The sequence below is a fragment of the Stenotrophomonas sp. ATCM1_4 genome (assembly GCF_004348115.1).
Lineage (GTDB): Bacteria > Pseudomonadota > Gammaproteobacteria > Xanthomonadales > Xanthomonadaceae > Stenotrophomonas > Stenotrophomonas capsici.
The window spans coordinates 1,212,138-1,226,861 of the sequence record NZ_QPFB01000001.1 but is presented as its reverse complement, the minus strand read 5'-3'; the positions used below and the strand labels follow the sequence as shown (position 1 = coordinate 1,226,861).

The 14,724-nt window shown below is 68.6% G+C and carries 14 protein-coding genes; 10 read left to right on the top strand and 4 right to left on the bottom strand.

Annotation, left to right across the window (positions count from 1 at the left end):
• The first annotated feature begins 50 nt into the window (after positions 1-50).
• From ATCM_RS05870 to purD, 3 genes are read left to right on the top strand one after another with little or no spacing between them, the layout of a single operon-like run.
• Positions 51-836, top strand: coding sequence for a hypothetical protein (locus tag ATCM_RS05870; RefSeq protein WP_132863356.1), 786 nt, complete (start codon positions 51-53; stop codon positions 834-836).
• Complete coding sequence (locus tag ATCM_RS05865; RefSeq protein ID WP_132863354.1) at positions 836-1,243, top strand: hypothetical protein; 408 nt, start codon at positions 836-838, stop codon at positions 1,241-1,243. The genes ATCM_RS05870 and ATCM_RS05865 overlap by 1 nt, the downstream gene beginning before the upstream one ends.
• A gap of 23 nt (positions 1,244-1,266) precedes the next feature.
• On the top strand, positions 1,267-2,553 hold the full coding sequence (purD, locus tag ATCM_RS05860; protein ID WP_132863352.1) for a phosphoribosylamine--glycine ligase: 1,287 nt from the start codon (positions 1,267-1,269) through the stop codon (positions 2,551-2,553).
• A gap of 130 nt (positions 2,554-2,683) precedes the next feature.
• On the opposite strand, the gene ATCM_RS05855 is transcribed toward purD, so the two are convergent.
• Complete coding sequence (locus ATCM_RS05855) at positions 2,684-3,679, bottom strand: aldo/keto reductase (RefSeq protein ID WP_132863350.1); 996 nt, start codon at positions 3,677-3,679, stop codon at positions 2,684-2,686.
• A 79-nt stretch (positions 3,680-3,758) separates the two neighbouring features.
• Between ATCM_RS05855 and ATCM_RS05850 the strand changes: the two genes are divergently transcribed.
• Positions 3,759-4,670, top strand: a complete 912-nt coding sequence (locus ATCM_RS05850) for a LysR family transcriptional regulator (protein ID WP_207911780.1) — start codon at positions 3,759-3,761, stop codon at positions 4,668-4,670.
• A gap of 20 nt (positions 4,671-4,690) precedes the next feature.
• Here ATCM_RS05850 and ATCM_RS05845 read toward each other — a convergent pair whose 3' ends face one another.
• Positions 4,691-6,001 carry an amidohydrolase gene (locus tag ATCM_RS05845; RefSeq protein ID WP_132863349.1) on the bottom strand — a complete coding sequence of 437 codons (1,311 nt, stop codon included), beginning with the start codon at positions 5,999-6,001 and terminating at the stop codon, positions 4,691-4,693.
• Positions 6,002-6,090: 89 nt separating this feature from the next.
• Here ATCM_RS05845 and yccS point away from each other — a divergent pair, with 89 nt between their 5' ends.
• On the top strand, positions 6,091-8,259 hold the full coding sequence (yccS, locus tag ATCM_RS05840; protein WP_132863347.1) for a YccS family putative transporter: 2,169 nt from the start codon (positions 6,091-6,093) through the stop codon (positions 8,257-8,259).
• A 58-nt stretch (positions 8,260-8,317) separates the two neighbouring features.
• Here yccS and ATCM_RS05835 read toward each other — a convergent pair whose 3' ends face one another.
• Complete coding sequence (locus tag ATCM_RS05835; protein ID WP_132863346.1) at positions 8,318-9,517, bottom strand: MFS transporter; 1,200 nt, start codon at positions 9,515-9,517, stop codon at positions 8,318-8,320.
• A 98-nt stretch (positions 9,518-9,615) separates the two neighbouring features.
• Here ATCM_RS05835 and ATCM_RS05830 point away from each other — a divergent pair, with 98 nt between their 5' ends.
• The 5 genes from ATCM_RS05830 to ATCM_RS05810 all read left to right on the top strand — a co-directional run bounded on the left by ATCM_RS05830 (position 9,616) and on the right by ATCM_RS05810 (position 13,647).
• Positions 9,616-10,488 carry a LysR family transcriptional regulator gene (locus ATCM_RS05830; RefSeq protein ID WP_132863345.1) on the top strand — a complete coding sequence of 291 codons (873 nt, stop codon included), beginning with the start codon at positions 9,616-9,618 and terminating at the stop codon, positions 10,486-10,488.
• Positions 10,489-10,529: 41 nt separating this feature from the next.
• Positions 10,530-12,452, top strand: coding sequence for an MFS transporter (locus ATCM_RS05825; RefSeq protein ID WP_132863344.1), 1,923 nt, complete (start codon positions 10,530-10,532; stop codon positions 12,450-12,452).
• Positions 12,453-12,544: 92 nt separating this feature from the next.
• Entirely contained in the window at positions 12,545-12,880 is a 336-nt protein-coding gene (locus tag ATCM_RS05820) for a hypothetical protein (protein WP_132863342.1), read from the top strand.
• Positions 12,881-12,902: 22 nt separating this feature from the next.
• Positions 12,903-13,184: a CD225/dispanin family protein gene (locus ATCM_RS05815; protein WP_132863340.1), complete on the top strand. Its 282-nt coding sequence runs from the start codon at positions 12,903-12,905 to the stop codon at positions 13,182-13,184.
• A gap of 46 nt (positions 13,185-13,230) precedes the next feature.
• Positions 13,231-13,647, top strand: a complete 417-nt coding sequence (locus ATCM_RS05810; RefSeq protein ID WP_132863338.1) for a DUF2752 domain-containing protein — start codon at positions 13,231-13,233, stop codon at positions 13,645-13,647.
• A gap of 132 nt (positions 13,648-13,779) precedes the next feature.
• On the opposite strand, the gene ampE is transcribed toward ATCM_RS05810, so the two are convergent.
• Positions 13,780-14,667, bottom strand: a complete 888-nt coding sequence (ampE, locus tag ATCM_RS05805) for a regulatory signaling modulator protein AmpE (RefSeq protein ID WP_132863336.1) — start codon at positions 14,665-14,667, stop codon at positions 13,780-13,782.
• Positions 14,668-14,724 lie beyond the last annotated feature (57 nt).

Here is a 14,724-nt window from a genome sequence, read left to right as displayed (position 1 = left end):
CCGCGACGATGGCGACGGGGGTGTTTCTACGATCGGTTTCCCTGGGCGCCGTGCTCCTGCTGGCCGCCTGCCAGCAGGACAAGCCCGCCCCCGCCCAGGCGGAGGCGAAGGTGCCGGTGCTGCGCCACGACGACGCCGTGCTGGCACTGCTGCAGGAGCGCTACGGCGCGCCTGCACAGCTGAAGGGACCCTGGGCGCAGCAGCTGACGGATCCGGACATGGATCACGTCCGCCCGATCCACCGCGACGTCTGCGCCGACCAGGCCGCGGTCATCGGCGGCAAGCGGTACCGCATGCTTGCGGTCTGCACCCACTACGATGACGCCACTTCCATCGAACTGGGCACCACCGATTTCATCGTGCTGCACGAAGCGGCCGACGGCCGCATGTCGTTGGCCGCCGAGCTGCCCGGACGTGCCAGCGGTGCCGGCGGGCAACCGGGCACGGTCAGCACGCTGCAGGTTGGCGCCGGTGCCTGGGCGTACCAGATCGACGACGAACTGGTCGCGGTCGGCTCGGTGATGCGCAATCGGGCCTGGCTGGTATTCGACGGCGGCGACAAGGTGGCCGACGCCGGCTGGCTGCGCACCCACCTGGACGACCACAACGCCATCGAGTGCAATGACGCCGGGCACTGCTCGCACGGGCGCCTGGACCTCAACCTCGAGGTCCGCCTCGACGACAGCCAGCCCGGCCTTGCGTACTGGCCGTTGCAGGTACACGAAAATGGCAACGGCTGCCGCGGCCGTGTCAGCAAGACCCACGTCATCACCTACGAGCCTGCGCAGTCGCGCTACCCGATGCCTGCCGAACTGCAACTGGAGGGCTGCAACTGATGCATTCGATCCTTCGCGTTTTCCTGCTGGGAGGCGTCACGCTGCTCGCCGGTTGCGGCGACAGTGCCCTGCGCGCGGCACAACAACAGGTGGTGGCGCAGATGCAGGAGCAGCTGCCCGCGCCCTACCGCGAAGGGCTGGTGATCGACTCGATGCACCGCCACGGCGATGACCTGGTGCAGGTGATCCGCTTCCCCGATGCCACCGTGGCGATGGCCAAGGCCAAGCCGGATGTGTTCGCGTCCCTGCGCAGGGATGAAGCCGAGTTCATCGTGCAACTCTGCCAGGACACCACCCTGCAGCCGATCTATGCCAATGGTGGTGGCGTACGCCGACGCTTCATCGATGCCAACGGCGCGGTGTTCTTCGAAGTCACGCTGGCCTCGTCGCAATGCGTCTCCCATTGAAAGCCCCACAGGAACCGACCCCCATGAAAATCCTCGTCATCGGCTCTGGTGGCCGTGAACACGCCCTGGCCTGGAAGCTGGCGCAGTCCGCGCGCGTGAGCGAAGTGATCGTCGCCCCGGGCAATGCCGGCACCGCCACCGAAGGCAAGTGCCGCAACGTCGCGGTCAAGGTCACCGACATCGCCGGGCTGCTGAAGCTGGCCCAGGATGAGGCCGTGGGCCTGACCGTGGTCGGCCCGGAAGTACCGCTGGTGGCTGGCGTGGTCGACACCTTCCGTGCCGCCGGCCTGCGCATTTTCGGGCCGACCGCCGCCGCCGCGCAGCTGGAGGGCAGCAAGGCGTTCGCCAAGGATTTCCTGGCCCGCCATGGCATTCCCACCGCGTACTACGCCGTGCACACCGAGGTTGATGCCGCGCTGGCCTACCTGCACGAGAAGGGTGCGCCCATCGTCATCAAGGCCGACGGCCTGGCCGCCGGCAAGGGCGTGATCGTGGCGATGACGCTGGACGAAGCCGAAGCCGCGGTGCGCGACATGCTCAGCGGCAATGCCTTCGGCGATGCCGGGGCGCGCGTGGTGATCGAGGAGTTCCTGGAGGGCGAGGAAGCCAGCTTCATCTCGATGGTCGATGGCCGCGTCGCGCTGCCGATGGCCACCAGCCAGGACCACAAGCGCGTGGGCGATGGCGACACCGGCCCGAACACCGGCGGCATGGGTGCGTACTCGCCGGCCCCGGTGGTGACGCCGGACGTGCACGCGCGGGTGATGCGTGAAGTGGTGGAACCGACCGTGGCCGGCATGATCGCCGACGGCGTGCCGTTCACCGGCTTCCTCTACGCGGGCCTGATGATCGACGCCAGCGGTGCACCGAAGGTGATCGAGTTCAACGTGCGCTTCGGCGACCCGGAAACCCAGCCGGTGATGCTGCGCCTGCAGTCGGACCTGGTCGACCTGGTCGAAGCCGCCATCGACGGCGCGCTGGCCGGCGTGGACGCGCAGTGGGATCCGCGCCCGTCGCTGGGCGTGGTGATGGCGGCAAAGCCGTACCCGGAAACGCCGATCACCGGCGAGGTCATCAGCGGCCTGGCGGACGTGCCGGGCAGCGCCAAGGTGTTCCATGCCGGTACCGCGCTGGATGCCGACGGCAACGTGGTCAGCGCCGGTGGCCGCGTGCTGTGCGTGGCGGCACTGGGCGACAGCGTGTCCGATGCGCAGCAGCATGCCTATGCAGGCGTTGCGAAGATCCACTGGGCCAACGAGTTCCATCGCAACGACATCGGCTGGCGCGCGATCGCGCGCGAGCAGCAGTAAGGCATCGGCGTGACGGAAGACGAAAAGGGCGGCCTTGAGGCCGCCCTTTTTTGTTGCTTCCCTTTTTCCGGCGGGATGAAACACAGCACCCGAGCGAGAAGCCCAAGCGCAGAGCCGCCCTCACGCCCCCTCAGCGATGCACGCTGCCGATGCTCGCCGCCGGGTAACGCGCACCGGCGGCCACGTCCACCGGGAACACCGCGTCGATGCGGGCCAGCTCGTCGGCATCCAGCACCACGTCGAGCGCACCCAGGTTTTCCTCCAGGTAGGCCAGGCGCTTGGTACCCGGGATCGGCACCAGGTCATCGCCCTGGGCCAGCACCCAGGCCAATGCCAGCTGCCCGGGGCTGACGCCCTTGGCGGCGGCAATCGCGTTGACCTGCTCCACCAACGCCAGGTTGCGGGCGAAGTTCTCGCCCTGGAAGCGCGGCGAATTGCGCCGGTAATCGCCGTCCTCGAAATCATCCGGGCTGCGGATCGCACCGGTCAGGAAGCCACGCCCCAGCGGCGAGTACGGCACGAAACCAATGCCCAGCTCGCGCACCGTATGCAACACGCCGTTGTGCTCCGGCTCGCGCGACCACAGCGAATACTCGGTCTGCAGCGCGGTGATCGGATGCACCGCATGCGCACGACGGATGGTCTCCGGCGCCGCTTCGGACAGGCCCAGATAACGCACCTTGCCCTGCTCGACCAGCCGCGCCATCGCCCCCACGGTGTCTTCGATCGGCACATTCGGGTCCACGCGGTGCTGGTAGTACAGGTCGATATGCTCCACGCCCAGCCGCTGCAGGCTGGCCTCGCACGCGGCCTGCACGTACTCCGGGCGGCCATCCACACCACGCGCCTGCGGATCATAGGCATCCAGGCGCACGCCGAACTTGGTGGCCAGGAACACCTGCGCGCGGCGATCGGCGATCGCACGCCCGACCAGCACCTCGTTGGTATGCGGGCCATACATGTCAGCGGTGTCGAGCAGGGTGACGCCACGCTCCAGCGCACGATGGATCACCTGGATCGCCGCCGCGTCATCGCCACGGCCGCCATAGAACGCACTCATGCCCATGCAGCCAAGGCCAAGGGCGGAAACAACCGGGCCGTCACGGCCCAATACGCGGGTCTGCATCGTCGACTCCAAGGATCAGGGGGACGGCCACTGTAGGCCGCGCCCGGCAGGCGATAAACCCGCATAATCGGGACTGACCATGAAGCCAGACCGCACAATCGACCCTGCCCTGCTGCCCGCGTTGGTCGCCTTCGCCTGCGTGGCCCGGCTGGCCAGCTTCCGCCAGGCGGCGGCGGAACTGGGCGTGTCACCCTCGGCGCTGTCGCAGACCATCCGCAGCCTGGAGCGCCGCCTCGGCACCCGCCTGCTGCAGCGGACCACGCGTACCGTCGGGCTGACCGAGCCCGGCCAGCGTCTTCTGCAGGAAACGGTGCCCGCACTGGCACGCATCGGTGGGGCGCTGCAGGCGGTGGAGGAGAGCCGTGACGTTCCCGGCGGCCAATTGCGCATCACCACCCCGCGCTTCCCGGCCGAGCACCTGCTGCTGCCGTTCCTGCCCGGCTTCCACGCCCGCTACCCGCAGGTGCAGGTCGAGCTGTCGGTGCAGCCGGCCATGGTCGACGTCGTGGCCGAAGGCTTCGATGCCGGCATCCGCCTGGGCGAATCGCTGGCCGCCGGGATGATCGCCGTGCCGCTGGGGCCACCGCTGCAACTGGTGGTGGTGGGTGCACCGTCCTACCTGCGACGGCATGGCGTCCCGGACCGCCCGGAAGCACTGGTCGGGCATGCCTGCATCCGCCACCGTAGCAGCGATGGCCGCATCATGGCCTGGGAGTTCAGCCGCGACGGCCGCGATTTCCATGTCGAAGTCGACGGTCCGCTGCTGCTCAACGACAGCCACCTGGCGCTGCAGGCCACGCGCAGCGGCCTGGGCCTGCAGCAGGTGTTCGCGCACACCGTGCGCGCCGACATCGCCGCCGGCCATCTGCAAGCGGTGCTCCAAGCATGGCAACCGCCTTTCGCCGGCTTCCACCTCTACTACCCGTCGCGCGACCAGCTCGCCCCCAAGCTGCGGGTGTTCATCGACTTCATGCGCGCGGCGAACCGGTAGCGCCGCGGCATGCCGGCGCGCTAGCGGGTTGCGCCGGCCTCCAGGTAATCCGTGGTCACCTGCAACATCGCCGCCATGCCGTTGGCCAAGGCTGCTTCGTCCAACAGGAAACGCGGCGAATGATTGGCCGGTGCCTGTGCCGGATCGATCCCGGCACCGGTCGAACCCACCAGGAAATAGAACCCCGGCACGCGGTTGGCGAACTGCGAGAAATCCTCGGCGATGGTCTGCAACGGCATCTCCACCACCTGCCCGGCGCCGGCCACCTTTTCCAACGACGGCCGCACCCGCTGCGACAACACCGGGTCATTGATCGTCGCCGGTGCATTGTTGTCCACGGTCAATGCCGCGGTGGCGCCGGCGGCATGCGCGTAATCGGTGGCGATGCGCTCGAAGCGCGCGATCACGTCCTCGCGCACCTGCGCATCGAAGGTGCGCAACGTGCCCACCAGCGTGGCCTGCTCGGGAATGATGTTGAAGCGCACGCCACTGTTGAACTGGCCGGCGGTCAGCACCACCGGGGTCTGCGCGATGTTGACCTGGCGCGCGATCATGCTCTGCGTGCCCAGCAGCACCTGCGCGCCCACCGTGATCGGGTCCACGCCATCCCACGGCCGCGAGCCGTGCGTCTGCTTGCCGGTCACGGTCAGCGACCACTCATCGGCCGAGGCCAGCAACGGCCCCGACCTGAAACCGACCTGCCCCACCTGCAGGCCGGCCCACACATGCAGGCCGAACGCGGCTTCCGGGGTGAAGTCGCGCAGCAGGCCCTCGTCGAGCATCAACTTGGCGCCGAACGGCGCACCGGGCACGGCCGGGCCTTCCTCGGCCGGCTGGAACACGAACATCACCTCGCCCGGCAGGCTGTCGCGGCGTGCCGCCAGCGCCTGTGCCACCCCCAGCAGGATCGCCACGTGCGCATCGTGGCCGCAGGCATGCATCACCCCCACCGACTGGCCGCGATAGGTCGCCGTCACCTGCGAGGCGAACGGCAGGCCGGTTTCCTCACGTACCGGCAGCGCATCCATGTCGGCGCGGATCAGGATCTTCGGCCCCGGTCGGCCGCCCTTGAGCACCGCGGCCACACCGGTGCCGGCAATGCCGGTGCGCGGCTGCAGCCCCAGCGCGCGCAGGTGCCTGGCCACGAGGTCGGCGGTACGCCGCTCCTGCCCGCCCAGCTCCGGATGCTGGTGCAGGTCACGTCGCCATGCCTGCAGCTGCGGCGTGGCGGCCTGCACCGCCTGACTGACCTCGGCCGAGGGTTGTGCCTGCCCCCAGGCCGGCACCGTCATCAGCACGGCCACAAGCATGCCCACGCTACGCTGTCTCATCCCATTCTCCTTTCATTGCCAACCCGGTGATGGTAATCGTGTCGATGCCGCACGCTTCCTCCACCGCAATGGCCTTGCCTTCTGTCGATATGCCCCGCCTCGAACGCCAGCTCGGCCAGCTCTGGGCCCACGAAAAAGCCAGCTATGGCCTGCGCGTGTTCATCGCCCTGTCCACCGTGCTCGCCTATGGCTGGTACGACGACCAGATCGCCGCCATCCCCGGCCTGTTCCTGGGCATCATCGCCAGCGCCATCGCCGAGACCGACGACAACGGGTGGGGACGCACCAAATCGGTCCTGCTCTCGCTGCTGTGCTTCGGCGCTGCCGCCGCGTCGGTGGTGTACCTGTTCCCGCACCCGCTGCCGTTCATCGGCGCGCTGGCACTGGCCGCCTTCGGCCTGACCCTGCTCGGCGCGCTGGGCGAGCGCTACGCCTCGATCGGCCAGGCCACGGTGACGCTGGCCATCTACACCATGCTGGCGATGGACCAGCTCAAGGCCCCGGACATGGCCTGGCGCGAGGTGGCACACCTGTTGATCGGCGCTGCGTGGTACGGCGCGCTGTCGATCCTGTGGACGGCGATGTTCGCCAACCGCCCGGTACGTGAGCGGCTGGCACGGCTGTTCTTCGAGCTGGGCCGTTTCCTGCAGCTCAAGGCCGATCTGTTCGAGCCGGTGCGGCACAGCAACCTGGAAGCGCGGCGGTTGGCGCTGGCCGAGCAGAACGTGCGCGTGGTCGAGGCGCTGAACACAGCCAAGAGCGCCATCCTCAGCCGCTTCGGCCGCTCCGGCCGGCCCGGCGTGCAGTCGGGCCTGTACTTCCGCCTGTACTACATGGCGCAGGACTTCCACGAGCGCGCCAGCTCCTCGCATTACCCCTACGAGGCGCTGGCCGAGACTTTCTTCCACAGCGACGTGCTGTACCGCTGCCGGCGCCTGCTGTCGCTGCAGGGCAAGGCCTGCCAGGCGCTGGGCCAGGCCATCCGCCTGCGCCAGCCGTTCGACTATGGCGAGCAGGCACGCCAGGCCGGCCAGGACCTGCACGAATCCCTGCGATACCTGCGCGAGCAGCAGCGCCCGCACTGGGCGCGCCTGCTCGGCTCGCTGCAGTTGCTGGCACACAACCTGGCCAGCATCGAGCGGCAGTTGTCCGAAGCCTCGCTGGCCGATACGCCGCTGGAAGGCGTGGACACCCGCCTGCGCGATTCCTCGCCGCACACCTTGCGCGAAATGGCCACGCGCCTGCGTCAGGCACTCACCCCCGGCTCGCTGCTGTTCCGCCACGGCCTGCGCATCGCCCTGGCGTTGATCGCCGGCTATGCGGTGCTGAAGCTGGTGCACCCGGAGAACGGCTACTGGATCCTGCTGACCATCGTGTTCGTGTGCCGGCCGCATTTCGGTGCCACCCGGCGGCGCCTGTTCGAACGCATTGGCGGCACCCTCGCCGGCCTTGGCGTCACCTGGGCAGTGCTGCAGTTGTTCCCCGGCACCGAGCTGCAGCTGCTGCTGGCATTGGCGGCGGCACTGCTGTTCTTCTTCACCCGCACCGACCGCTACCTGGTCGCCACCGCCGCGATCACGGTGATGGCGCTGGTCTGCTTCAACCTGCTCGGCAATGGATTCGTGCTGATCTGGCCACGCCTGTTCGACACCCTGATCGGCTGCGCGATCGCCGCGCTGGCCTCGCTGCTGATCCTGCCCGACTGGCAGGGCCGGCGCCTGCACCGGGTGATGGCGCAGGTGCTGGCCACCAGCAATGCCTACCTGGAGCAGGTGCTGGGCCAGTACCGCAGTGGCATGCGCGACGACCTGCCCTACCGCATTGCCCGCCGCGACATGCACAACGCCGACGTCGCGCTGTCGGTGGCACTGTCCAACATGTTGCGCGAGCCCGGCTATGCCCGCGGCAACCTCGATGGCGGCTTCCGCTTCCTCGCCCTGTCCAACACCCTGCTCAGCTACCTATCCGCGCTGGGGGCACACCGCGCGCAATCGGCCAGCGTCGATGCCGACCCGATCATCGATGCCGGCCACCGTCAGCTGCAGCAGTCGCTGGCACAACTGGCCGACGCGCTGGGCCGGCGCGAGGCGGCCTCGCCGCAGGAAGAGGAAATCGCCCTGGCCGATGCGCTGGAACAGGTGCCCGATGACATCGACGACAAGGCACGCCTGGTCCGCACCCAACTGGCGTTGATGCTGCGCCTGCTGCCGCGGCTGCGCGGCACCGCCGCCGAAGCCATCCAACCCCGCCAACGGTAGCGCCGGGCCACGCTGCGCTGCACGTCATCGCGTACCACCGCCCGGGCGTGGCCCGGCGCTACCGGGCCGTTGCGCCCGCGCCCGCCCTGGCCGGCAGGAAGAACACGCCTACGCCCACCAGCGCCAGCACCATGCCGACCATGCACACCCCCATCCAGCCGTGCGACGTCCAGGCCGCGGTGCCCAGCGCCGAGCCGGTGGCACCGCCGATGAAGTAGCAGGTCATGTAGGCCGAGGTGATGCGGCTGCGCGCGTTTTCATCCAACTGGTAGATCACGCTCTGGTTGTTGATGTGCACCGCCTGCACGGCGACATCCAGCAGCAGTACGCCCACCACCAGCGCCGCCAGCGAGACCGGCGCCAGCAGCAGCACGCCCCACGAGGCCAGCATCATCACCAGGCCTCCGCCGGCCACCCAGCGCCCGTAGCCACGATCACTCAGACGGCCGGCGCGGCTGGCCGCCAGCGCACCGGCGGCCCCGACCAGGCCGAACAGGCCGATGGTGGCGATCGAATAGCCATAGGCCGGCCCGGACAGCAGGAACGCCAACGGCGTCCAGAACACGCTGAACCCGGCAAACAGCAACGCACCGAGCAGCGAACGCTGGCGCAGCACCGGCTCGTCGCGCAGCAGGGCCAGCACCGAGCCGATCAGGCGCGGATAGGACAGCTGCGTGCTGGGCCGATGCGCCGGCAGCAACAGGGCCAGCGCCAACGCCGACAGCAGCAGCGCCACGCAGGCCACCCAATAGATCGTGTGCCACGAACCGATCCCGGCCAGCACGCCGGAGGCCGTGCGGGCCAGCAGGATGCCCAGCAGCAGCCCGGCCATGATCGTGCCGACCACGCGACCGCGGTGCTCCGGGGCGGTCAGCGTCGCCGCGTGCGGCACGATCACCTGCGCGGCCACCGCGCACAACCCGCTCAGGCCGGTGCCCACCAGCAGCTGGCCCAGGTGCCCGGCGCTGCCGCTGATCGCCAGCCCCACCGCGGCCAGCACGAACAGGCCGACGATCAATCGCCGCCGTTCGACGCGGTCGCCCAGCGGCACGATCAACAACAGGCCGGTGGCATAGGCCAACTGCGCGGTGGTCACCACCCAGCCGGCCTGGCTGGCGCTGACCTTGAAATCACCGGCCAGCAGTTGCAGCAGTGGCTGGGCGTAGTAGTTGCTGGCCACGATCAGGCCGGTCGCGATGGCCAGCAGCAGTACCCGCGATTGCGGCAGGGTCGGGGCGGAAGTGGGGGAGGAGGACATGGCTGCGGTCGCCGGGGGAAAGTGCACGCAGTCTGGCCCCCACCTTTCAATGACACAAATGTATTGTTTTCATTCAATCCATCTGTTTCAGTGATGGCATGTTCACCCTGCGCCAGCTGGAATTCGCCGTGGCCGTGGCCGAGGAAGGCAGCTTCACCGCCGCTGCCAGCCGCTGCCACACCGTGCAATCGGGGCTGAGCCACCAGATCGCCCGGCTGGAGGAGGCCCTCGGTGCCCGCCTGTTCGAACGCGGCCCACGCCGGGTGCGGCTGACCAGCGCCGGCGAGGTGTTCGTGCGCAATGCCCGGCTCACCCTGCAGGCGGCCGCCCGCCTGCAGGAGGAAATGGCACTGGCGCTGGGCAGCGTGCGCGGCCGCATCAACATCGGCCAGATCACCTCGCTGCACGTGGTCGACGTCCCGGCGCTGCTGGCCACCTTCCGCGCCGCCCATCCCGCGGTGGACGTGCACCTGCGGGTGGGCATGAGCGAGGCGCTGCTGGCCGACCTGGCCGAAGGCCTGCTCGACGTGGCCCTGGTCGGGGTCGGCCCGCAGGTACCGCTGCCGCCGCAACACCGCCTGCTGCACGAGGAAGGGCTGTCGATGGTGCTGCCGCCCGGGCATCCGCTGGCGGCGTTGGAGCGCATCCCGCTGCAGGCGCTCGACGGCCAGCCCTACGCCACGCTGGTGCCCGGCGCCGGCGTGCGCCGCCTGGTCGATGACGCCCTGCTTGGCCGCGACATCCACCCGCAGCTGCAGTACGAAGTCACCCACGGCGAGTTGCAGCGGCAGCTGGTCGCGGCGGGGCTGGCGGTCTCGGTGACGCCAGCCAGCATGGCCGAAAACATGCACGGCGTGATCGCCCGGCCGCTGGACGAACCCTTCCAGTTCCGCACCTGCGCGGTCTGGCGGGCCGATCCCACCCCGGCCGCGCGCGCCCTGCTGGCGCTGTTGCCCTCGCCCAAGGGCTGACCCGGCTCTGCTAATGTGCCGCGCAGCACCGAGGAGACACGATGTCCGGCCACAACCAGTTCGCCCTGCTCAAGCAACGGCGCTTCCTCCCGTTCTTCATCGTCCAGGCGCTGGGCGCCTTCAACGACAACATCTACCGGCAGGCGATCATCGGCCTGCTGTTCTTCCTCGGCGTCAGCACCGAAGAACGCACGCTCTACACCAACCTGGCCCCGGCGCTGTTCATCCTGCCGTACTTCCTGTTCTCGGCGCTGGCCGGGCAGGTCGCCGAGCGCATGGAGAAGCAGAAGCTCATCGTGATCACCACCACGATGGAAATCGTGATCATGGCGCTGGCCGCGGTCGGCTTCCTGACCCAGAGCATGCCGGTCCTGCTGGTCGCGCTGTTCTGTACCGGCCTGCAGTCCACGCTGTTCGGGCCGGTGAAGTACTCGGTGCTGCCCTCCATCCTCAAGCCGGAGGAGTTGACCGGTGGCAACGGCCTGGTCGAGATGGGCACCTCCATTTCCATCCTCACCGGCATGATCGCCGGCGGCCTGATCTTCTCGCTGGCCGGCAGCCACGGGCCGGTCGTCGCGGCGGTGGCGATCATCGCGCTGGCCCTGGCCGGCAACACCGCCGCGCGCATGATCCCGCGGCTGGACGCCGGTGCGCCGGAGCTGAAGATCAACTGGAACCCGTGGACCGAATCGCTGGCGGTGCTGCGCCTGGCCAGGAAGCAGAAGGCGGTGCGCAACGCCATCCTCGGCGTGTCCTGGTTCTGGTTCTTCGGCACCGTGCTGACCGCCCAGCTGCCCACCTATGCCGTGGTCAACCTCGGCGGTGGCGATACCCTGTACATCTTCGCCCTGGCGCTGTTCTCGCTGGGCACCGGCGTCGGCTCGCTGCTGTGCGAGAAGCTGTCCGGGCGCATCGTCGAGATCGGCCTGGTACCGCTGGGCGCGTTCGGCATGAGCGTGTTCCTGTTGGACCTGTATTTCGCCCGCACCGGCGCGGTGACCGCGGCCGGGCTGGACGTGGCCGGCTTCCTGCAGCAGCCCGGCAGCGCGCGCATAGTCATCGACCTGCTCGGCATCGGCCTGTTCACCGGCTTCTTCGTGGTGCCGCTGTTCGCGCTGATCCAGAGCCGCACGCCCCGGTCGGAGATGTCGCGCGTGTTCGCCGCGCTCAACATCCAGAACTCCGGCTTCATCGTCGCCGCCGCCGTGCTTGGACTGCTGCTGCAGCTCAAGCAGCTGACCCTGTTCGGCTACACGCTGCCGCTGCCCGGCCTGACCATCCCGCAACTGCTGCTGGTACTGACCATCGCCAACGTGGTGGTGGCGGTTTACATCTTCAGCATCGTCCCCGAGTTCCTGATGCGCTTCCTCAGCTGGCTGATGGTGCGCACGCTGTACAAGCTGCGCGTCAGGGGCGTGGAGGACAACGTGCCGGACGAGGGTGCTGCGCTGATCGTCTGCAATCATGTCAGCTACATGGATGCATTGATCCTGTCGGCGACGATCCCGCGCCCGGTACGCTTCGTCATGTACTACAAGATCTTCAACATCCCGGTGATGCGCTGGATCTTCCGTACCGCCAAGGCCATCCCGATCGCCAGCCCCAAGGAAGACGCCGCGCTGATGCAGCGTGCCTTCGACGAAGTCGATGCCGCGCTGGCCGAAGGCGAGCTGGTCTGCATCTTCCCCGAGGGCGCATTGACCCGCGATGGCGAGATCGCCGCCTTCAGGTCGGGCGTGGAGAAGATCCTGGCCCGCCGCCCGGTTCCGGTCGTGCCGATGGCCCTGAAGGGCATGTGGGCCAGCATGTGGAGCCGCCGCGATACCCGCCTGGGCCGGATGCGCGTGCCGCGCCGCTTCCGCGCGCACGTGGAGGTGGTCGCCGCCGCTCCCGTGAATGGGCAGGACACCGACGCCGCACGGCTGGAAACGCTCGTGCGGACGTTAAGAGGTGGTGAAGCGTAAGAGATCACGCTTTCCAGAAGTAGGACAACTGGATACCCTACCGCCCAAGCGTGCTGCAAGGGGATCGCGGCATGCCTCGCGAAAGGGGATTCATGGACCAGAACACCACCTCGACATTGCCAGTACCGCCACCGGCACCACCTGCCGCTCCGCAGCAGGTGCATCACTATTACCACCCGCACAAGTCCGGTGGCGTGGCTGCGTTGCTGGAAGTGGTGCCCGGCCTGTTCCAGGTGTTCGGCATCGGCCACCTGTATGCGGGCAACGTCGTCACCGGGCTGATCGTCATGTTCGGTTACTGGGCGCTGGCCTTCGTCAATTTCCTGCTGCTGTTCGTGTTCATCGGATGGATCACCTGGCCGCTGTGCTGGGTGGCCACCATGGTCATTTCGCCGATCATTGCCGCAAATTCCTGCAAGTCACGCTGATTTTTTCTACAAGGAGCTTTACGTGAATACCAGCAGTCCTGCCGTTTCCAACAACCTCGTCTGGGCGATCCTGTCCACCCTGTTCTGCTGCCTGCCGCTGGGCATCGTGTCGATCATCCATGCCGCCAAGGTCAACGGCCTGCTGGCTGCCGGCGATATCGCCGGTGCCCGTGATGCCTCGGAAAAGGCCAAGAAGTGGGCCATCTACGCTGCCATCGCCGGCATCGTCGTGACCATCCTGTACTTCGTGCTGTTCACCATGCTGGGCCTGGGCGGCGCGATGAGCGGCGCTTCGAGCTACTGATGCACCTGGCCGGCCGGTTGCCCGCAACCGGCCGGTCCTGATCGACATGAAATTCCCGCAGCACCTGCTCCGTTACGCGCCCCTGGCCGCGATTGCCAGCATCAGCGCCGGTGCCGCGGTGATCCTGCGCCGGGTGGACCCGAACGTCCCCGGCAATCCGCTCCCCGGCTGCCCGTTCTACGCCCTCACCGGCATCTGGTGCCCGGGCTGTGGCAGCACCCGCTGCCTGCACGCACTGGTCCACCTGGACCTTCCGCAGGCCATGGCGATGAACCCCCTGCTGGTGCTCTCGATCATCCCGGTACTGGTGATGGCCCTGCATGGCGCCGGCCTGTGGCCCGCGCGATGGCTGCCGCTGGTGCGGTTGTTCGCCCGGCCGATACCGTGGCTGGTGCTGGTGCTCGGCTACTGGGTCGCCCGCAACCTGCCCTGGTACCCCTTCAACCTGCTCGCCCCCGGCTGACCCGGTTGCCTCGGCCGCCAAGCAGAAACTGCGTGCCGGTCCCGGCAGTACGTGTGATCACCTGCACGATGTCCCGCGTTCCGTGCCACTGAGAGTGCCTCGGCTTCGCGGCCGAGGCCGCTCCTGCGGGGGTCAGCCCACCCAGCCTGCAATCACCAACAGGGCCAGCAGCGCCATCCACAACAGCAGCATGCGCCAGACCAGGCTCATCGCATCGCGCAGCTCCGGGTAACGCTCGTCCGGGGCCATCTGCCCCGACAGGCGGGCTTCTTCGGCTTCATCCACCAGCTCGGCACCAACGCCGGCACGCGCCGCCTTGCCCACGAACGCCGACGACAGCGCCCAGCGGTTGCCGCCTGCCTGCCGCCACGCGGAGAACACCGTATCGAAGTTGCCGACCAGCGCCATCGCCAGGGTCATCAGCTGCGCCACCGGCCATTCCAGCACCGCCAGCAACCAGCCACCGCCTTCGCGGCTGGCCGGGCCCACCTGCGCGGACTGCGGCCCCTGCACCGACTGCGCCAGCAACCGGTACAGCACCACCGCGAACGGGCCCAGCAACAGGAACCAGAACAACGGCGCGAACCAGCGCCGCAGCGCATCGATGACGGTCGCCTCGACCAGCGACGGCGCGTCCTCGCGCAGGCTGCCGCCGGCGGCCTGCAGGTGGGATATCGCCAGATCGCGCGCGGGCGCGTCCTCGGCATCGATCACCGCCTCGACATCGCGGTCCAGGTCACGCGGGCCCCAGCACACCGCCAGCACCAGTACGCCGAACAGCAGCGCCGGCAGCCCGTACAGGCGCTCGTCCAGCGCCCATTGCAGCAGCGCCACCAGCCCCACGCACGGCAGGATCGGCAGGGCCAGCCAGTAGCGCCCGGCGCCCTCCTGGCCGGATTGCCCCTGCAGCCAGTGCATCCAGCGGCCGAACCAGCGCCAATCGCGCACGGCCGCCATCATGGCCGGGGCCAGATGGCCCACCACCAGTGCTGCGATCACTGCTACCAGGGTCGTGAACATGTGATTCCTCCGCTGGCGATTGTAGGCCCTGCCATCACATGGCGTACGCCCGGGATC

Bases quoted from the DNA above. Each gene is read 5' to 3' on its own strand.
- ATCM_RS05845 (WP_132863349.1), bottom strand. From the start codon at position 6,001: ATGAGACAGCGTAGCGTGGGCATGCTTGTGGCCGTGCTGATGACGGTG.
- ATCM_RS05865 (WP_132863354.1), top strand. From the start codon at position 836: ATGCATTCGATCCTTCGCGTTTTCCTGCTGGGAGGCGTCACGCTGCTC.
- ampE (WP_132863336.1), bottom strand. From the start codon at position 14,667: ATGTTCACGACCCTGGTAGCAGTGATCGCAGCACTGGTGGTGGGCCAT.
- ATCM_RS05855 (WP_132863350.1), bottom strand. From the start codon at position 3,679: ATGCAGACCCGCGTATTGGGCCGTGACGGCCCGGTTGTTTCCGCCCTT.
- yccS (WP_132863347.1), top strand. From the start codon at position 6,091: ATGCCCCGCCTCGAACGCCAGCTCGGCCAGCTCTGGGCCCACGAAAAA.
- ATCM_RS05835 (WP_132863346.1), bottom strand. From the start codon at position 9,517: ATGTCCTCCTCCCCCACTTCCGCCCCGACCCTGCCGCAATCGCGGGTA.
- ATCM_RS05820 (WP_132863342.1), top strand. From the start codon at position 12,545: ATGGACCAGAACACCACCTCGACATTGCCAGTACCGCCACCGGCACCA.
- ATCM_RS05810 (WP_132863338.1), top strand. From the start codon at position 13,231: ATGAAATTCCCGCAGCACCTGCTCCGTTACGCGCCCCTGGCCGCGATT.
- purD (WP_132863352.1), top strand. From the start codon at position 1,267: ATGAAAATCCTCGTCATCGGCTCTGGTGGCCGTGAACACGCCCTGGCC.
- ATCM_RS05850 (WP_207911780.1), top strand. From the start codon at position 3,759: ATGAAGCCAGACCGCACAATCGACCCTGCCCTGCTGCCCGCGTTGGTC.
- ATCM_RS05825 (WP_132863344.1), top strand. From the start codon at position 10,530: ATGTCCGGCCACAACCAGTTCGCCCTGCTCAAGCAACGGCGCTTCCTC.
- ATCM_RS05830 (WP_132863345.1), top strand. From the start codon at position 9,616: ATGTTCACCCTGCGCCAGCTGGAATTCGCCGTGGCCGTGGCCGAGGAA.